This window comes from Sphingomonas sp. (assembly GCF_965200135.1).
GTDB lineage: Bacteria > Pseudomonadota > Alphaproteobacteria > Sphingomonadales > Sphingomonadaceae > Sphingomonas.
Window position 1 is genome coordinate 104,838 of the sequence record NZ_CBDATK010000013.1, and the last position, 17,315, is coordinate 122,152.

The following is a 17,315-nucleotide window of genomic DNA, read 5'->3' on the forward strand; positions in this document are numbered from 1 at the left end:
ACCACGCGAAAACAACGTTCCATCAGACGAGCGCCCACCGTCCAGCCCTGCTGGCGCATGACGCCCGGGATCGCGCCCAAGGAGAACGGTTGTATCTGTCTTTGCTGCATCGGTGCTTGGTACCTTATTGACCACCGCCGACCGATAACGAGCGTCGAGTGTACGACGAGAGTGCGTGGCCGTCGCCCGACTTGCAACCCCGCGGCCGCGCTGCTAGTCGCGCCGCAACTCACCCGGCAGGTGCTTCGGCGCCGCCTTTGCCGCGTGATTCGAACCTGTTGAACGAGGACGAGAGATCGCGTGGAGGCTTCCAGCGGTAGCATTGGCAATAGCGCCACCGGCGGCGCGGGGGGTGGCAGCGTGCAGGCCAGCCTCGGCGGTCGGTATGCGTTCGCGCTGTTTCAACTGGCCGAGGACGCGAAGGCGATCGACCGGGTGGAGGCTAGCCTGCGGACCGTGCGCGACGCCCTCGATCAGTCCGACGACTTCCGGACGCTGACCACCAGCCCGATCGTGCAGCGCGGCGCCGCGACCAAGGCCGTGCTCGCGACCGCCGATCAGCTGGGCGTCGATCCGACCACCAGGAGCTTCCTCGGTGTGCTGGCCGAGAACCGGCGGCTGGGCCAGCTGCCCGCGATCGTGCGCGCCTTTCGCCAGCTTGCCGCCCGTCATCGCGGCGAGACCACCGCCGAGGTCACCAGCGCGCATCCGCTGTCGGACGAGCAGGTCGACGCGCTGAGGCAACAGCTTCGCCAGCGGCTCGGCCGCGATGTGTCGGTCGATCTCGCGGTCGATCCCGACCTGCTCGGCGGGCTGGTCGTCCGCATCGGGTCGCAGATGATCGATTCGTCGATCCGCACCCGTCTCAATTCCCTCGCGCACGCAATGAAGGTCGGCGGCTGACCGCCGCCGGGAAGGACTGAACCCATGGACATCCGCGCCGCAGAAATCTCCAAGGTCATCAAGGACCAGATCGCCAATTTCGGCACCGAGGCCCAGGTCAGCGAGACGGGCCAGGTGCTGTCGGTCGGTGACGGCATCGCGCGCATCTATGGCCTCGACAACGTCCAGGCGGGCGAGATGGTCGAGTTCGCCAACGGCGTGCAGGGCATGGCGCTGAACCTCGAAGCCGATAACGTCGGCGTCGTGATCTTCGGATCGGACGCGGAAATCCGCGAGGGCGACACCGTCAAGCGCACCGGCACCATCGTCGACGTGCCGGTCGGCAAGGGGCTGCTCGGCCGCGTCGTCGACGGGCTCGGCAATCCGATCGACGGCAAGGGCCCGATCGTCTCTGACCAGCGCAGCCGCGTCGAGGTCAAGGCGCCCGGCATCATTCCGCGCCAGTCGGTGAGCGAGCCGATGCAGTCGGGCCTCAAGGCAATCGACGCGCTGGTGCCGGTCGGCCGCGGCCAGCGCGAGCTGATCATCGGCGATCGTCAGACCGGCAAGTCGGCGATCGCGCTGGACACCTTCATCAACCAGAAGACGGCGAACGCCGGCGACGACGAGTCCAAGAAGCTGTACTGCGTCTACGTCGCGGTCGGGCAGAAGCGGTCGACCGTCGCGCAGCTGGTCAAGACGCTCGAAGAGAACGGCGCGATGGAATATTCCATCGTCGTCGCCGCGACCGCGTCCGAGCCCGCGCCGTTGCAGTTCCTGGCGCCCTATACCGGCACCGCGATGGGCGAGTATTTCCGCGACAACGGCATGCACGCGCTGATCGTGTTCGACGATCTGTCGAAGCAGGCGGTGGCGTATCGCCAGATGTCGCTGCTGCTGCGCCGTCCGCCGGGCCGCGAGGCATATCCGGGCGACGTGTTCTACCTCCACTCGCGCCTGCTGGAGCGCGCAGCGAAGATGTCGGACGCCAACGGCGGCGGCTCGCTGACCGCGCTGCCGATCATCGAGACGCAGGCGGGCGACGTGTCGGCATACATCCCGACCAACGTCATCTCGATCACCGACGGCCAGATCTTCCTCGAAACCGACCTGTTCTTCGCGGGCATCCGCCCCGCGATCAACGTCGGGCTGTCCGTGTCGCGCGTCGGCTCGGCGGCGCAGACCAAGGCGATGAAGAAGGTGTCCGGCTCGATCAAGCTGGAGCTGGCGCAGTATCGCGAGATGGCGGCGTTCGCGCAGTTCGGCTCCGATCTCGACGCTTCGACGCAGCGCCTGCTCGCGCGCGGCGCGCGGCTGACCGAGCTGCTCAAGCAGCCGCAGTTCAACCCGCTGCCGTTCGAGGAGCAGACCGCGTCGATCTTCGCCGGCACGGGTGGCTATCTGGACGCGGTGCCGGTGCAGGACGTGGTGCGCTACGAGGCGGCGATGCTCGCCGACCTGCGCGCGAACCACGCCGACGTGCTGACCACGATCCGCGACACCCGCGACCTCGGCGACGAGGCGAAGGGCAAGCTCAAGGGCGCGCTCGACGCCTTCGCGAAGACGTTTGCGTAAGGCGCGTAGCGGCTGACACATATACATCGTCACCCTGGACTTGATCCGGGGTCCATCTCTCCACCGGCGTGGCGCTCGCGGATGGATGGATGCCGGATCAAGTCCGGCATGACGAAACAGGGACCGTAGATGGCGAGTTTGAAGGCCCTCAAGATCCGCATCGGCTCGGTGAAGTCGACGCAGAAGATCACCAAGGCGATGAAGATGGTCGCCGCCGCGAAGCTGCGCCGGGCGCAGGACGCCGCGCAGGCCGGTCGTCCTTATGCCGAGCGGCTGGCGGGCGTGGTGTCGTCGTTGGCGAGCAAGGTGACGGTGAGCGAGTCGTCGCCCAAGCTGCTCGCGGGGACCGGCAAGGATCAGGTCCATCTGCTCGTCGTCGCCACCTCGGAGCGTGGCCTGGCGGGTGCGTTCAACACCAACATCGTCCGCGCCGCGCGCCGCAAGGCGGAGGCGCTGACCGCGCAGGGCAAGACCGTGAAGTTCTATCTGGCGGGCAAGAAGGGCCGCGTGCTGCGCCGCTTCTATCCGGCGACCGCGATCCTGCACGACGCCGACCAGTCCGCGATCAAGAACCCCGGGTTCGCCGACGCGCGCACGCTCGCCGACGATATCATCCGCCGTTTCGAGGCGGGCGAGTTCGACGTCGCGCACCTGTTCTACGGCAAGTTCGTGTCGGCGCTGGTGCAGGAACCGACCGAGCAACAGATCATCCCGGTCGCGAGCCTGGCCGCGCCCGCCACCGCGACCTCGGGGGCGGCCGACGCCGCGGTCGAATACGAGCCGGACGAGGAGGCGATCCTCGCCGACCTGCTGCCGCGCAACGTCGCGATCCAGCTGTTCCGCGCGATGCAGGAGAACCAGGCAAGCTTCTTCGGCGCGCAGATGAACGCGATGGACAACGCCACTCGCAACGCCGGCGACATGATCAAGCGCTTGTCGATCCAGTACAACCGCACCCGTCAGGCAGCGATCACGACCGAGCTGGTCGAAATCATCTCGGGCGCCGAAGCGCTCTAAGCATTTCAGAAGCAGGAACGAACCATGGCAACCGCCGCTGAAGACATCCGCCCGACGCAGGACACGGGCCGCACCAACAACACCGGCCGCATCGCGCAGGTGATCGGCGCGGTCGTGGACGTGCATTTCGACCAGCAGCTGCCGGCGATCCTGTCGGCGCTGGAGACCGACAACAACGGCAACAAGCTGGTGCTGGAAGTCGCGCAGCATCTGGGTGAGAACACCGTCCGCACGATCGCGATGGACGCGACCGAGGGCCTTACCCGCGGCCAGACGGTGCGCGACACCGGCGCGCAGATCACCGTGCCGGTCGGGCCGATGACGCTCGGCCGCATCCTCAACGTCGTCGGCGAGCCGATCGACGAGCGCGGGCCGGTCGGCACCGATCTGCGCGCGCCAATTCACGCGCAGGCGCCCGCCTTCATCGACCAGTCGACCGAAAGCGCGATCTTGGTCACCGGCATCAAGGTCATCGACCTGCTCGCCCCCTATGCGCGCGGCGGCAAGATCGGGTTGTTCGGCGGCGCCGGCGTCGGCAAGACGGTGCTGATTCAGGAGCTCATCAACAACATCGCCAAGGGCCATGGCGGCGTATCGGTGTTCGCCGGCGTCGGCGAGCGCACCCGCGAGGGCAACGACCTGTATCACGAGTTCCTCGACGCGGGCGTCATCGCCAAGGACGCCGACGGCAACGCGACGCCCGAAGGCTCCAAGGTCGCGCTGGTGTTCGGCCAGATGAACGAGCCGCCCGGTGCGCGCGCGCGTGTCGCGCTGTCGGGCCTGACGATCGCGGAGTATTTCCGCGACACCGAGGGGCAGGACGTGCTGTTCTTCGTCGACAACATCTTCCGCTTCACGCAGGCGGGCGCCGAAGTGTCGGCGCTGCTCGGCCGCATTCCGTCGGCGGTGGGCTATCAACCGACGCTGTCGACCGACATGGGTCAGCTGCAGGAGCGGATCACCTCGACCAACAAGGGCTCGATCACCTCGGTGCAGGCAATCTACGTCCCCGCGGACGATCTGACCGATCCGGCGCCCGCGACGTCGTTCGCGCATCTGGACGCGACGACGACGCTCAGCCGCGCGATCTCCGAGCTGGGCATCTATCCGGCGGTCGATCCGCTCGATTCGACCAGCCGCGTGCTGGAGCCGCGCACCGTCGGCCAGGAGCATTACGAGACGGCGCGCGCGGTGCAGCAGACGTTGCAGCGCTACAAGTCGCTGCAGGACATCATCGCCATTCTCGGGATGGACGAGCTGTCCGAAGAGGACAAGCTGACCGTCAGCCGCGCGCGCAAGCTGCAGAAGTTCCTGTCGCAGCCGTTCCACGTCGCCGAGGTCTTCACCGGCATCTCCGGCAAGTTCGTGCAGATCGAGGACACGATCCGCTCGTTCAAGGCGGTGGTGAACGGCGAGTACGACCATCTGCCCGAGGCCGCCTTCTATATGGTCGGCGGCATCGACGAAGCGGTCGCCAAGGCCGAGAAGATGGCGCAGGAGGCGTAAGTCGACTTGGCGCGGGCGATCGGGTAGGGTGTGGTAATGAACATCGACACCCTTTCGATTGCTCGCGATCTCAAGGCGACTGAACTCCCGGCCGCACAAGCCGAGGCCATCGCGGCTGCGATCGGTCGTTCGGTCAGTGAGGGCGTCGCGACGAAGCTGGATGTTCAACTCTTAGAAGAGCGACTGACCGGGCGGCTGGAAGGTGTCAAAAGCCAGATTCTGATCTGGCTCATGGGCGCCATCTTCGCGAGCGCCGGGGCGATCATCGCCGTCATCAAACTTTAGTCGGCCAACGAGATTTCCTGACATGCTCCACTTCGAACTCGTCACGCCCGAACGTCTGGTCCGCTCGGAAGAGGTCTATATGGTCACCGTGCCCGGTGCCGAGGGCGACTTCGGGGTATTGGAGGGCCACGCGCCGCTGATGTCGACGGTGCGCGACGGGGCGCTGTCGATCGTCAGGAGCCAGGGCGCCGCGCCCGAGACGGTGGCCGTGCGCGGCGGGTTCGCCGAGGTGTCGGGTCGCGGTCTGACGGTACTGGCCGAACAGGCCGACTGAAGTTTAGGTCACCGACGCAACGGATCGTGCGTTGACTCGACTCCGACACCCCGCCAAGACTTCAACGGTCGATGGCGGGCAACCGGCATGGGCACTGCGCGGGAGAGTGCTGCCGGCCTTTGAGGCCAGGGAGCCGCCGAAGGAGCAACCACCCCGGAATCTCTCAGGTAACAGGGACCGCGCGGGGCCGACGACACTCTGGAAAGCGCTGCTCCGCGAGGGGTCGCCACCGAAGGGGTAAGCCCCGGACTCGATCCGCGGCGAAAGCTCTCAGGTTCCGTGACAGAGGGGGTTCGGTCGATCGGCGGTCGTCACCGCCGCGACCCCCTTTGGGAGTGCGGCCATGAGCGACCTGCAAGTCACCGATCCGAACACCGGCCAGGCCGAACTCCTCAACATCGAGGACGCGCCGGACGGCGAGCCCGAGACCCAGACCCTGCCGCTCGACGCCTGGCACCGCGCGCGTGGCGCCCGGATGGTCGAATTCGCCGGCTATCACATGCCGATCCAGTATGACGGCATCATGGCCGAGCATCTGTGGACGCGCGAGTCCGCCGGCCTGTTCGACGTCAGCCATATGGGCCAGCTGCTCCTCAGCGGCGCGGGCGTCGACGCCGCGCTGGAGGCGGTGCTGCCCGGCGATATCACCGGGCTGGGCGAGAGCCGCAACCGCTATTCGCTGCTGCTGAGCGAGAGCGGCGGCATCCGCGACGACCTGATGGTCACGCGGCTGCCCGCCGCCAACCCGTTCGATGCAGTCGGCGCGCTGTACGTCGTCGTCAACGGCGCCACCAAATATGACGACATCGGCTATCTGCTGGACGTGTTGCCCGACGACGTGACGATCAATCTCCAGGATGATCAGGCGTTGCTCGCGGTGCAGGGGCCGAAGGCGGTCGATGCGGTCGCCCGGCTGGTGCCGGGCGTCGAGGCGCTGGTGTTCATGACCGCGGGCGCGTTCGCGTGGAACGGTACGCCGCTGTGGGTCAGCCGCTCGGGCTATACCGGCGAGGACGGGGTGGAGATATCGATCCCCGCCGAGCACGCCGCCACCTTTGCCGAAGCGCTGTGCGCGGAGCCGGAGGTGATGCCGATCGGGCTCGGCGCGCGCGATTCGCTTCGACTGGAGGCCGGGCTGCCGCTCTATGGCCACGATCTCGATCCCGAGACGACGCCGGTGATGGCGGACCTGGGCTTCGCACTCGCCAAGCGGCGGCGCGAGGCGAAGGACTTCGCGGGCGCCGACCGCATCATGCTGGAGCGCGAGCAAGGCCCGGTCGCCAAGCGCGTCGGGCTGCTGGTCGAGGGGCGCCAGCCGGTGCGCGAGGGCGCGGCGGTGATCGACGACGAGGGCAGCGAGGTCGGGCGCGTCACGTCCGGCGGCTTCGCCCCGACGCTCGGCAGCCCGATCGCGATGGCCTATGTCCCGCTCGCGATGGCCGCGCCCGGCACCCGCGTCACGCTCGCCCAGCGCGGCAAGGTCCACACCGCGACCGTGACCGCGATGCCCTTCGTTCCCCACCGCTACGTCCGCGCAGGAGGTAAAGCATGAGCCGCTATTTCACCCCCGAACATGAATGGATCGAGGTCGACGGAGAGGTCGGCACGGTCGGCATCACCGATTACGCGCAGGGCCAGCTCGGCGACGTCGTGTTCGTCGACGTCCCCGTCGAGGGCCGCGAACTGAGCAAGGGCGACGAGGCGGCGACCGTCGAGTCGGTCAAGGCCGCCTCCGACGTCTATACGCCGGCATCCGGCACGGTGCTGGAGGGCAACGCCGCGCTCGCCGACACGCCCGACCTCGTCAACACCGATCCGGAAGGTGAGGGCTGGTTCTTCAAGCTGACGCTGAGCGACCCGACCGAGCTAGAAGAGCTGATGGACGAGGCCGCTTACGAGGCGTTCGTCGCCAAGCTGTAAGCTACTCGTCACCCCGGCCTTGAGCCGGGGTCCCGCTGCCTTCCCTGCCGTCGACCGACGCGGGACCCCGGCTCAAGGCCGGGGTGACGAAACGAGGAATAGATGCGCTACCTTCCCCTGACCGGCCACGATCGCGAGGAAATGCTCGCCACGATCGGGGTCCATTCGATCGACGACCTGTTCGTCGACGTGCCCGAGGCCGCCCGCCTGACCGGGGCGATCGCCGGCCTGCCGGATCATGCTTCCGAGCTGTCCGTCGAGCGCCACATGACGGCGCTCGCCCGCCGGAACACCGTCGCGGGCGAGGTGCCGTTCTTCCTCGGCTGCGGCGCGTATCGGCACCACGTTCCCGCCAGCGTCGATCACCTGATCCAGCGCGGCGAGTTCCTGACCGCCTACACGCCCTATCAGCCCGAGATCGCGCAGGGCACGTTGCAGATGTTGTTCGAGTTCCAGACGCAGGTCGCGCGGCTGCTCGGGACCGACCTCGCCAACGCCTCGATGTACGACGGCTCGACCGCCTGCTGGGAGGCGATCGGCATGGCGCGGCGGATCACGAAGCGAGGTAAGGCGATCCTGTCGGCGGGGCTGCACCCGCATTACGTCTCGGTCGCGAAGACGATGGCGAAATACACCGGCGACGTGCTCGACACCGCCGCGCCGACGCTGACCGCCGAGACCGATCTCGACCGGCTGATCGCGGCGATCGACGACGACACCAGCTGCGTCGTCGTTCAGTATCCCGACATCCTCGGCCGCATCGCCGACCTGCGCCCGCTCGCCGACGCCGCCCATGCGAAGAAGGCGCTGCTGATCGCGGTCGTGACCGAGCCGGTGGCGATGGGCGCGCTCGTCAGCCCCGGCGAGATGGACGCCGACATCGTCGTCGGCGAGGGCCAGTCGATCGGCGTCGGGCTGCAGTTCGGCGGGCCGTATGTCGGCCTGTTCGGGTGCAAGGAGAAATATGTCCGCCAGATGCCCGGCCGGCTGTGCGGCGAGACGCGCGACGCGGACGGGCGGCGCGGCTTCGTGCTGACGCTGTCGACCCGCGAGCAGCATATCCGCCGCGAAAAGGCGACGTCCAACATCTGCACCAACTCGGGCCTCTGCGCGCTGGCGTTTTCCGTCCACATGACGCTGCTGGGCGAAGCGGGGCTGCGGCGGCTGGCGGGGCTGAACCACGCGGGCGCGTGCCGGGCGGCGGCGCGGCTGGCGCAGGTGCCGGGGGTGCGGGTCGTCAACGACGGCTTCTTCAACGAGTTCACGCTCGATCTGGGGCAGGAGGCGCGGCCGGTGGTCCGCACGCTGGCGGATCGGGGCGTGCTCGCGGGGGTGTCGCTGGGGCGGCTCTATCCGGGTGAGGCGGCGCTGGAGAACGGGCTGGTCGTCGCGGTGACGGAGACGACGACGGACGAGGATGTGGAGGCGCTGGCGACGGCGCTGACGACGGTGCTGACGGAGGTGCTGGCATGAGCGCGATCAACCAGAGCGGCTGGCGCCCCGAGCGCCCGAGCGGCGCCGGCCCGATGGAAAAGGAGGGCACCGCGACCTTCACCGGCAACAAGGCGCTGATGTTGGAGGAGGCGCTGATCTTCGAGATCGGGTCGGATCGCACCACGGGCGTCGATTTCGCCGACGGCGACGTCGATCACGACCGGCTCGGCGGCCTCACCCGCAAGGCGCCGATCGGCCTGCCGGGCCTCTCCGAACCGGAGACGGTTAGGCATTACACGCGGCTCAGCCGGCAGAACTACGCGATCGACCTCGGCCTGTTTCCGCTCGGCTCGTGCACGATGAAGCACAATCCGCGCCTCAATGAGCGGATCGCCCGACTGCCCGGCTTCGCCGACGTCCATCCGCTACAGCCGGTCGACACGGTGCAGGGCGCGCTCGGCGTCATCAACGAACTCGCGCACTGGCTGATAACGCTGACCGGGATGGAAGGCGTCGCGATGTCGCCCAAGGCGGGCGCGCATGGCGAGCTGTGCGGCATCCTGTGCATCAAGGCGGCGTTGGAAGCGCGCGGCGAGGGACACCGCAAGGTCGTGCTGGTGCCCGAAAGCGCGCACGGCACAAACCCCGCCACCGCCGCCTTCGCCGGTTTCACCGTCGAGGACATCCCCGCCACCGCCGAAGGCCGCGTCGACACCGCGGCGCTGGAGGCGCGGCTGGGGCCGGACGTGGCGGCGGTGATGATCACCAACCCGAACACCTGCGGGCTGTTCGAGCGCGATATGAAGCGCATCTCCGACGCGGTCCACGCGGCGGGCGGCTATGTCTATTGCGACGGCGCGAACTTCAACGCGATCGTCGGGCGGGTGCGACCGGGCGACCTGGGCGTCGACGCGATGCACATCAACCTCCACAAGACCTTTTCCACCCCGCACGGCGGCGGCGGGCCGGGATCGGGGCCGGTGGTGCTGTCGAAGGCGCTGGCGCCGTTCGGCCCGCTGCCGTTCACCGCGCGTCAGGCGGACGGCCACATCGCGCTGGTCGAGGAGGAAACGGCGGGCGAGGATCATCCCCACACCTTCGGCCGCATGACCGCCTTCCACGGCCAGATGGGGATGTTCACCCGCGCGTTGACCTATATCCTCAGCCACGGCGCCGACGGGCTGAAGCAGGTCGCGGAGGACGCGGTGCTCAACGCCAATTACGTCCTGCGCTCGCTGGAAGGCACGCTGGACGCGCCGTTCGCCGCCAGCGGCCCGTGCATGCACGAGGCGCTGTTCTCCGACGACGGGTTGCCCGACGGCTTCTCGACGATCGACATTGCCAAGGGGCTGATCGACGAGGGCTTCCATCCGATGACGGTGTATTTCCCGCTCGTCGTCCATGGCGCGATGCTGGTCGAGCCGACCGAGACCGAGTCGAAGGCGGCGCTCGACCAGTTCATCGGTGCGCTCCGCAGCGTGGCGGAACGGGCCAAGGCCGGCGATACGGACCTCAAGACCGCGCCGCATTTCGCCCCGCGCAGCCGCCTGGACGAGACGCAGGCGGCGCGCAAGCCCGTGCTGGTGTGGAAGGAATCCGCGCCCGTGCAGGCGGCGGCGGAGTAACGCTGGCCTCCGTTCGCCCTGAGCGACGTCGAAGGGCTGGCACGGACGGATAGGGAGGGGATCAATCATGTGGCAGCAGCTGTTCGGCCTGACCAACGCCGCCGCGCTGGTCGGCTGGGCGGTGCTGCTGCTGGGGCCGCGCCGGTGGGTGCCGGTGGTCCGCTATGCGGTCGTCGGCTTTCTGTGCACCGTCTATGTCGCGCTGCTCGTGGCGCTGCTGGCGGGCTGGATCGATCCGGTGCGCGACGGGCCGGCGGCGCCGCTGACCGACTATTCGGTGCGCGGTCTGCGATCGCTGTTCGCGAGCGACGGCGGCATCGTCGTCGGCTGGACGCACTATCTGGCGTTCGACCTGTTCGTCGGCTGCTGGATCGCCGATGACGCCGACCGTCGGGGCGTCGGCCGGATCGCGCAGGCGCCGGTGCTGTTGCTGACCCTCATGGCCGGTCCGGCGGGGCCGCTCGCATGGATGCTGCTCCGCCGGACCGCCTTGCGCGGACGTTAGGCGACGCTCAGCCCGACATCCAGATTGTTGCGCGTCGCGTTGGAGTACGGACACACCTCGTGCGCCGCCTTCATCAGCCGTTCCGCATCCGCCCGATCGACACCGGGCAGCGTCGCCGTCAGGTCCGCGGTGACGCCGTAACCGCCTTCCGCGCGAGGGCCGAAGCCGACCTCCGCTTTGACCGTCGCATCGGCGGGCACGCTGACGCCGACCTTGCCGCTGACCGCCTTCATCGCGCCCAGAAAGCAGGCGGCATAGCCCGCCGCGAACAGCTTCTCCGGGTTGGCGCCGTCGCCGCCGGGGCCGCCCATTTCCTTGGGCACGACCAGCTTGACGTCGACCGACCCGTCGTCCGAGCGCGCCGAGCCGTCACGCCCGCCGGTCGCGGTGGCGCTGGTCCTGTAGATCACGTTGACTGCCATATCGTTTCTCCTTCGCCGTTATAGATGGGGACGCCGCCCCTCGAACGGAGGGCGTTGCCCGCTTTACGCCTAACGGTCGGCGTGCGATCCCGCCGTCGTCAGGAGGTCGCCCGATGCACGCACAAGCCGTCCAGCCCAACCCGCTCGTCTCCTACGCGATCAGCGCCGTCGTCATCGCCGTCGTGTTCGCGCTGCGCTGGCGCCGGATGAGCCGGCCGACGCCGCTGCGGCTGGAGCGATTGTGGATTTTCCCCGCCGTCTATGCGGTGGTCGCGGTGGGGTTGTTCGTCGCGACGCCGCCGATCGGCTGGGGCTGGGCGTTCTGCGCGGGCGCGCTCGTGTTCGGCGCGGCGCTGGGGTGGCAACGCGGCAAGCTGATGCGGATCACCATCGATCCCGACACCCATGCGCTCAATCAGGCGGGGTCGCCGGCGGCGTTGCTGTTCCTGCTGGTGCTGGTCGTGGTCCGCAGCGGCGCGCGCGCGGCGCTGAGCGGCGACAACGCGCTGCACCTGAATGCGCTGGCGGTCACCGACATGCTGGTGGCACTGGCGCTCGGGCTGTTCACGGCGACCCGCGTCGAGATGTATCTGCGAGCGAAGCGGATGCTGGACGAGGCGCGGCGGCCCGCCGCGTCCGGCTGACCCGCGCAAATCACTCCTGCGGCAGCGCCTGGCGCGTCGCGGTGCGGCGGCGGACATGCTCGCGCCAGACGATGAACAGGCCGCTGCCGACGATCAGCGGCGCGCCGATCCAGACCTGCGGCGCGGGCAGCGTGCCGAATGCCAGCCAGCCCAGCGCGGTCGCCCACAGCAGCGAGGTATAGTCCATCGGCACCACCACCGACACCGGCCCGCGCGCGAGGCTCGCCGTCATGGCCAGCTGCGCGCCCCCGCCGAGCAGCCCGATCGCGAGCAGCATCGCCCAGAGCGAGGGCCCATGCGGCTGGAACGCGAACAGATAGACGATGGCGAGCGGCGGGATCGACAGCGTCGAGAACCAGAACACCGTCGTCATCGCACTTTCGGTGCGGCCGATCTGGCGCAGCAGGATCGACACGCAGGCGGTGCCGAACGCACCTGCCAGCCCCATCGCCGCCCCGACCAGCGGCAGGCCGCCACCTCCGGCGAACCCACCCGGCCGCGTCACGATCAGCACGCCGGCGAACCCCGCCAGCACCGCCGCCCAGCGTCGCCAGCCGGTCGGCTCGCCCAGCACCAGCGCGCCGAGCACGGTGGCGAAGATCGGCATCGAAAACCCGATCGTCGTCGCTTCCGCGAGTTGCAGCCGCAGGATGCCACCGAACGTCACCGCCATCGTCGACAGCCCGACCACCGCGCGCAGGACATGCGCCCCCATCCGTTCGCTCCGCAGCGACGCGACCCCCGGCCCGGCCAGCACCACCCCGATCATCATCAGGGCGGCGCCCGCCTGCCGAAAGAACAGGATCTCGCCCAGTTGCGCGCCGCCCGCCTCGGCGAGCTTGATGCAGAGGTTCATCACCGCGAACAGCGCCACGGACGTCAGGCGAAGCGCGATCGCGGCGGGGAGGCGGTCCTGATCCAAGGGCCATGGCCCTAACCCTGCCGTCGTGCCCGCGAAAGCGGGGACGACGCTTCTTGTCCGATCCGGGGGCTCCCCGCTTTCGCGCGGATGTCGAAGTGGCTATCCGGCCCCCATGAAACACGCGCTTTCCGTTACCCGCGACCAGGACTTCGCCGCCTGGTATCAGACCGTCATCGCCGAGGCCGATCTCGCCGAGGAGTCGGGCGTGCGTGGGTGCATGGTCATCCGGCCATGGGGCTATGGCATCTGGGAACGCATCCAGCGGCTGCTCGACGATCGCATCAAGGCGACGGGGCACGAGAATTGCTATTTCCCGTTGTTCATTCCGCTGTCCTATTTCGAAAAGGAGGCGGAGCATGTCGAGGGCTTCGCCAAGGAGATGGCGGTGGTCACCCATCACCGGCTGATCGGCGACGGCAAGGGCGGCCTCGTGCCCGATCCGACCGCGAAGCTGGAGGAGCCGCTGGTGGTGCGGCCGACATCGGAAACGGTGATCGGCGCCGCGTTTGCGCGCTGGGTGCAATCGTGGCGCGACCTGCCGGTGCTCATCAACCAGTGGGCCAACGTCGTGCGGTGGGAGATGCGGACGCGGATGTTCCTGCGGACGTCGGAGTTCCTGTGGCAGGAGGGGCATACCGCGCACGCCAGCGCCGACGAGGCGCGCGCGGAGACGCTGAAGATCCTGGAGCTGTATCGCGCCTTCGCGGAGGAGTGCCTGGCGCTGCACGTCATCACCGGCGAGAAGCCCGAGAACGAGCGCTTCCCCGGCGCCGTCGCGACCTACAGCATTGAGGCGATGATGCAGGACGGCAAGGCGCTGCAGGCCGGCACGTCGCATTTCCTCGGCACCAATTTCTCGTCGGCGCAGAACATCCGCTTCCAGAACGCGTCGGGCGAGCTGGAGCTGGCCAACACCACCAGCTGGGGCGTGTCGACACGGATGATCGGCGGCGTCATCATGGTTCATGGCGACGACGACGGCCTGCGCTGCCCGCCCGCGATCGCGCCGTGGCAGGTGGTGATCGTGCCGATGCTGCGCGACGTGCCCGAGGACGAGGCGATCGTGACCTATTGTCGCGAACTGCAGGCCGAGCTGGCGAAACAGTCCGCGCTGGGCGAGTCCGTCCGCGCCCTGCTCGACCTCAAGCCCGCCAAGGCGGCGACCAAACGCTGGGGCTGGGTCAAGAAGGGTGCGCCGATCGTGATCGAGGTCGGCGGGCGCGACGTGGCGGGCGGCAACGTCTCGGTGATCCGCCGCGACGAATTGTACCGTGAGGACGGCAAGCTCGACAGCCGCGTCATGCCGCGCGGTGACCTGATCGCAAATGCGGGCGCGATGCTGGAGTCGATCCAGACCGCACTGCACTGCCAGTCGACCGACAACCTGCGCGCCAACATCGTGCCGCTCCACGACTGGACCGCACTCGAAGCCGCCTTCGCGGACGGCCGGAAGAACCCCGGCTGGGTCGACGTCGCCTGGTCGAAGCCGACCGGCGCGGCACTGGATGCGGTGGTCGAGCGGCTGAAGGCGCTCAAGCTCACCATCCGCAACGCGCCGATGGGACAGACCGGCCACCCCGACGACGTGTGCATCTTCACCGGCGGGACAGCGGTCGAGCGGGTGCTGGTCGGCCGCGCCTATTGATGCGGGTGCCGCCGCCCTATCGCCCCGGCGGCGACCGGCCGCGCTTCTTCCGGCGGGGGCGGCTGGGCGTCCGCACGCTGCTGTTGCTGCGCGTGCTGGCGGTGGTCGTGCTGGTCGGCATCGCGCTGGGCGGCCACTGGATCGACCGCGAGGGGCTGCGCGACAATACCGACGGGCACGTCTCGTTCCTCGACGTGGTCTATTTCACCGTCATCACCGTCACCACGGTCGGCTATGGCGACATCATCCCGGTGACGGACTCGGCGCGGCTGTTCGACACCTTCGTCGTCACGCCGATCCGCATCTTCGTGTTTCTGATCTTTCTGGGTTCCGCCTACAGCTTCATGCTGCGGCAGGGTTGGGAGCGGTGGCGGATGGGTTTGATCCAGGGGCGGCTGAAGGGCCACACCGTGATCTGCGGCTATGGCGCGACGGGCGAGGCGGCGGTGACGGAGCTGCTCGCGCGCGGGCACGCGCCCGACTGCATCGTCGTGGTCGATCAGGCCGCGCACCGCCTGCGCGAGGTCGAGGCGCTGGGCGTCGCGACGGTCGAGGGCGACGCGACGCACAACGCGGTGCTGCAGAGCGCCGGTATCCGCCACGCGGCGGCGGCGATCGTCGTCACCGGCCGTGACGATACCGCGGTGCTGGTGATGCTGACCATCCGCCGCCTCGCGCCCGACGTCCGCGTCAGCTGCTCGATCGCGGCGGTCGAGAACGAGCCGATGGCGCGCGACGCGGGGGCGGACGTGATCGTCAACCCGATCTCGTTCGGCGGGCAGCTGCTCGCCGGCTCGACGGTCGGTCCTCACCTCGCCGATTACGTCGCCGATCTGGTGACGCGCGGCGGCCGTGCCGACCTGCACGAGCGGGTGGTGACGGCGGCGGAGGTCGGCCGCGCGCCGGAGGACCTGACGACGGGACAGGTGCTGCGGCTGTATCGCGGCGAGCGTTGCGTGACGCTGGATCAGCCCGAAGCGCGGCGGCTGGAAGCGGGCGACGTGGTGATCGAGGTGGTAGGGCGAAAAGAGCCCTCTCCCGCTTTTGCGGGAGAGGGACAGGCGGCGAAGCCGCCAGGGTGAGGGCACGCGCGTGCGGCTAATTTAGAAGCCCTCACCGCGGCGAATACCGGCAAATCCCGGACCTAATTCTCGCGCGAAGGCGGGAGCGGGCTGAACGTCTCATCCCACCACCCCTCGAACGCCCCCCGCTCGTCCGCCGTCATCGCCAGCCCCAGCTTCGACCGCCGCGTCAGCACGTCGTCCGCCGTCCGCGCCCACTCCCGATCGTGCATCCACCGCGCCTCGACCTCGCTCAGTCCCGCGCCGAAGCCACGGCCCATCGCCGCCTCGTCGTCTGGCAGCATCTCGAACAGCGCCGAGCCATAAGCCTGCGCCATCCGCGCCGCCCGCTCGTGCCCCAGCCACGGCCAGCGCGCCTCCACCTTCGCCAGCAACGCCGCCCGATCGCCGATGTCGCCCCCCGGAAACACCCGATCGCGCGTCACCCGCCGCACCGTCGCGCCCAGCGCCGGCCCGAGCTTCGCCAGCGCCTCCTCCGCCAGATGCCGCGCGGTGGTGATCTTGCCCCCGAACACGCTCAGCAGCGCCGGGCCGTGCTGGTCCATTTCCAGCACGTAATCGCGGCTCACCACCTGCGCCTCGCTCGCGCCGTCGTCGTAGAGCGGCCGCACGCCCGACCACGTCGCCACCACATCGCCCGGCGTGATCTGCTTCGTGAAATGCCGGTTCGCGGCATCGCACAGATAGGCGATCTCCTCGTCCGCGATCCGCGCGTCCTCGGGCCGCTCGACCGGTACGTCGGTGGTGCCGATCTCGGTCAGTCCCCGGTACGGGATCGCGAAGACGATGCGCCGGTCGGGTTGCTGGAGCATATAGGCGTGTTCGCCATCGTACAGTCGGGGCACGACGATGTGGCTGCCCTTGACCAACCGGACGTGCCCGACGGCGTTGATCCCGAGCTTGCCCAGCGCCTCGCCCGCCCACGGCCCGGCCGCGTTGACCAGCGCGCGCGCGGTCACGTCACGCCCGTCGGACAAATGCGCGCGCCACACATCCCCCTCGCGCCGTGCGCTCTCCAGCGCCGTCCGCGTCGCGATCGCCGCGCCGTTCGCCGCCGCGTCCAGCGCGTTGGCGAGCGTCAGCCGCGCATCGTCGACCTTCGCGTCCGAATAGACGAAGCCGCGCCCGCCGCCCTTCAGCGGGGCGGTAAACGCGACGTCGCTCTTCCGCAGCCCGCGCGATCGCGGCAGGCTGATGCGCCCGCCGAGTAGGTCGTAGAGGACCAGCCCCGCGCGGACCATCCACCACGGCCGGACCGCATTCTCGTGCGGCAGGACGAACAGCATCGGCGCGATCAGGTGCGGCGCCGCCTTCAACAGCCGTTCGCGTTCCAGCAAGGCTTCGGCGACCAGCCGGAAATCATATTGCTCCAGATAGCGCAGCCCGCCGTGGATCAGCCCGGTCGACGCGGACGAGGTATGGCTCGCCAGGTCGTCGCGCTCGACCAGCAGCACCGACAGCCCGTTCAGCGCCGCCTCGCGCGCGATCGCACAGCCGTTGATGCCGCCGCCGATGATGAGCAGGTCGTAGGTCACGAGTGCTAATACCCCGTCGCCCCGAACTTGTTTCAGGGATGC

General features: G+C 68.9%; 17 protein-coding genes and 1 riboswitch. Of the genes, 14 read left to right on the forward strand and 3 right to left on the reverse strand.

The features are described 5' to 3' along the window. The first annotated feature begins 300 nt into the window (after window positions 1-300). The 11 genes from ACOFKS_RS14120 (at window position 301) to ACOFKS_RS14170 (ending at window position 11,023) form a co-directional block, all read left to right on the forward strand. Window positions 301-903 (forward strand): F0F1 ATP synthase subunit delta, encoded by a 603-nt coding sequence (locus ACOFKS_RS14120; protein ID WP_419809897.1) that lies wholly within the window; start codon window positions 301-303, stop codon window positions 901-903. A 24-nt stretch (window positions 904-927) separates the two neighbouring features. Continuing rightward, window positions 928-2,457 (forward strand): F0F1 ATP synthase subunit alpha, encoded by a 1,530-nt coding sequence (atpA, locus tag ACOFKS_RS14125; RefSeq protein ID WP_419809898.1) that lies wholly within the window; start codon window positions 928-930, stop codon window positions 2,455-2,457. 129 nt (window positions 2,458-2,586) lie between these two features. Continuing rightward, entirely contained in the window at window positions 2,587-3,474 is an 888-nt protein-coding gene (locus ACOFKS_RS14130) for a F0F1 ATP synthase subunit gamma (RefSeq protein ID WP_419809899.1), read from the forward strand. 24 nt (window positions 3,475-3,498) lie between these two features. Further along, on the forward strand, window positions 3,499-4,980 hold the full coding sequence (gene atpD, locus ACOFKS_RS14135) for a F0F1 ATP synthase subunit beta (protein ID WP_419809900.1): 1,482 nt from the start codon (window positions 3,499-3,501) through the stop codon (window positions 4,978-4,980). A gap of 36 nt (window positions 4,981-5,016) precedes the next feature. Beyond that, on the forward strand, window positions 5,017-5,265 hold the full coding sequence (locus ACOFKS_RS14140; RefSeq protein ID WP_419809901.1) for a hypothetical protein: 249 nt from the start codon (window positions 5,017-5,019) through the stop codon (window positions 5,263-5,265). Window positions 5,266-5,287: 22 nt separating this feature from the next. Further along, entirely contained in the window at window positions 5,288-5,539 is a 252-nt protein-coding gene (locus ACOFKS_RS14145; RefSeq protein ID WP_419809902.1) for an ATP synthase F1 subunit epsilon, read from the forward strand. An 89-nt stretch (window positions 5,540-5,628) separates the two neighbouring features. After that, window positions 5,629-5,729: riboswitch (glycine riboswitch) on the forward strand. Window positions 5,730-5,882: 153 nt separating this feature from the next. Continuing rightward, complete coding sequence (gene gcvT / locus ACOFKS_RS14150; protein WP_419809903.1) at window positions 5,883-7,091, forward strand: glycine cleavage system aminomethyltransferase GcvT; 1,209 nt, start codon at window positions 5,883-5,885, stop codon at window positions 7,089-7,091. After that, on the forward strand, window positions 7,088-7,459 hold the full coding sequence (gene gcvH, locus ACOFKS_RS14155; protein WP_419809904.1) for a glycine cleavage system protein GcvH: 372 nt from the start codon (window positions 7,088-7,090) through the stop codon (window positions 7,457-7,459). Before gcvT ends, gcvH begins: the two co-directional genes overlap by 4 nt. Before the next feature lie 102 nt (window positions 7,460-7,561). Further along, window positions 7,562-8,932, forward strand: coding sequence for an aminomethyl-transferring glycine dehydrogenase subunit GcvPA (gcvPA, locus tag ACOFKS_RS14160; protein WP_419809905.1), 1,371 nt, complete (start codon window positions 7,562-7,564; stop codon window positions 8,930-8,932). Then, window positions 8,929-10,518 (forward strand): aminomethyl-transferring glycine dehydrogenase subunit GcvPB, encoded by a 1,590-nt coding sequence (gene gcvPB / locus ACOFKS_RS14165; protein WP_419809906.1) that lies wholly within the window; start codon window positions 8,929-8,931, stop codon window positions 10,516-10,518. The genes gcvPA and gcvPB overlap by 4 nt, the downstream gene beginning before the upstream one ends. 67 nt (window positions 10,519-10,585) lie before the next feature. Then, window positions 10,586-11,023, forward strand: coding sequence for an ABA4-like family protein (locus tag ACOFKS_RS14170; protein WP_419809907.1), 438 nt, complete (start codon window positions 10,586-10,588; stop codon window positions 11,021-11,023). Here ACOFKS_RS14170 and ACOFKS_RS14175 read toward each other — a convergent pair. After that, a complete protein-coding gene (locus tag ACOFKS_RS14175; RefSeq protein WP_419809908.1) occupies window positions 11,020-11,445 on the reverse strand; it encodes an organic hydroperoxide resistance protein in 426 nt (141 codons plus the stop codon). The two genes, ACOFKS_RS14170 and ACOFKS_RS14175, sit on opposite strands and share 4 nt — an antisense overlap. Before the next feature lie 113 nt (window positions 11,446-11,558). Here ACOFKS_RS14175 and ACOFKS_RS14180 point away from each other — a divergent pair, with 113 nt between their 5' ends. Beyond that, the gene (locus ACOFKS_RS14180; RefSeq protein WP_419809909.1) at window positions 11,559-12,089 is read left to right on the forward strand and encodes a CcdC protein domain-containing protein; all 531 of its coding nucleotides are present in this window, start codon (window positions 11,559-11,561) and stop codon (window positions 12,087-12,089) included. Window positions 12,090-12,099: 10 nt separating this feature from the next. Here ACOFKS_RS14180 and ACOFKS_RS14185 read toward each other — a convergent pair whose 3' ends face one another. Further along, on the reverse strand, window positions 12,100-13,011 hold the full coding sequence (locus tag ACOFKS_RS14185) for a DMT family transporter (RefSeq protein ID WP_419809910.1): 912 nt from the start codon (window positions 13,009-13,011) through the stop codon (window positions 12,100-12,102). Between the two features lie 112 nt (window positions 13,012-13,123). Between ACOFKS_RS14185 and ACOFKS_RS14190 the strand changes: the two genes are divergently transcribed. Further along, window positions 13,124-14,656, forward strand: a complete 1,533-nt coding sequence (locus tag ACOFKS_RS14190; protein WP_419809911.1) for an aminoacyl--tRNA ligase-related protein — start codon at window positions 13,124-13,126, stop codon at window positions 14,654-14,656. Next, on the forward strand, window positions 14,656-15,738 hold the full coding sequence (locus ACOFKS_RS14195; protein ID WP_419809912.1) for a potassium channel family protein: 1,083 nt from the start codon (window positions 14,656-14,658) through the stop codon (window positions 15,736-15,738). Before ACOFKS_RS14190 ends, ACOFKS_RS14195 begins: the two co-directional genes overlap by 1 nt. Before the next feature lie 62 nt (window positions 15,739-15,800). On the opposite strand, the gene glpD is transcribed toward ACOFKS_RS14195, so the two are convergent. Continuing rightward, the gene (gene glpD / locus ACOFKS_RS14200; RefSeq protein ID WP_419809913.1) at window positions 15,801-17,273 is read right to left on the reverse strand and encodes a glycerol-3-phosphate dehydrogenase; all 1,473 of its coding nucleotides are present in this window, start codon (window positions 17,271-17,273) and stop codon (window positions 15,801-15,803) included. Window positions 17,274-17,315 lie beyond the last annotated feature (42 nt).

What these genes read in the sequence shown, in the direction of transcription:
- ACOFKS_RS14130 (WP_419809899.1), top strand. Translation starts at nt 2,587, where the DNA reads ATGGCGAGTTTGAAGGCCCTCAAGATCCGCATCGGCTCGGTGAAGTCG.
- gcvT (WP_419809903.1), top strand. Translation starts at nt 5,883, where the DNA reads ATGAGCGACCTGCAAGTCACCGATCCGAACACCGGCCAGGCCGAACTC.
- gcvPB (WP_419809906.1), top strand. Translation starts at nt 8,929, where the DNA reads ATGAGCGCGATCAACCAGAGCGGCTGGCGCCCCGAGCGCCCGAGCGGC.
- gcvPA (WP_419809905.1), top strand. Translation starts at nt 7,562, where the DNA reads ATGCGCTACCTTCCCCTGACCGGCCACGATCGCGAGGAAATGCTCGCC.
- ACOFKS_RS14195 (WP_419809912.1), top strand. Translation starts at nt 14,656, where the DNA reads ATGCGGGTGCCGCCGCCCTATCGCCCCGGCGGCGACCGGCCGCGCTTC.
- ACOFKS_RS14145 (WP_419809902.1), top strand. Translation starts at nt 5,288, where the DNA reads ATGCTCCACTTCGAACTCGTCACGCCCGAACGTCTGGTCCGCTCGGAA.
- ACOFKS_RS14175 (WP_419809908.1), bottom strand. Translation starts at nt 11,445, where the DNA reads ATGGCAGTCAACGTGATCTACAGGACCAGCGCCACCGCGACCGGCGGG.
- ACOFKS_RS14140 (WP_419809901.1), top strand. Translation starts at nt 5,017, where the DNA reads ATGAACATCGACACCCTTTCGATTGCTCGCGATCTCAAGGCGACTGAA.
- ACOFKS_RS14190 (WP_419809911.1), top strand. Translation starts at nt 13,124, where the DNA reads ATGAAACACGCGCTTTCCGTTACCCGCGACCAGGACTTCGCCGCCTGG.
- atpD (WP_419809900.1), top strand. Translation starts at nt 3,499, where the DNA reads ATGGCAACCGCCGCTGAAGACATCCGCCCGACGCAGGACACGGGCCGC.
- gcvH (WP_419809904.1), top strand. Translation starts at nt 7,088, where the DNA reads ATGAGCCGCTATTTCACCCCCGAACATGAATGGATCGAGGTCGACGGA.
- ACOFKS_RS14170 (WP_419809907.1), top strand. Translation starts at nt 10,586, where the DNA reads ATGTGGCAGCAGCTGTTCGGCCTGACCAACGCCGCCGCGCTGGTCGGC.
- atpA (WP_419809898.1), top strand. Translation starts at nt 928, where the DNA reads ATGGACATCCGCGCCGCAGAAATCTCCAAGGTCATCAAGGACCAGATC.
- ACOFKS_RS14180 (WP_419809909.1), top strand. Translation starts at nt 11,559, where the DNA reads ATGCACGCACAAGCCGTCCAGCCCAACCCGCTCGTCTCCTACGCGATC.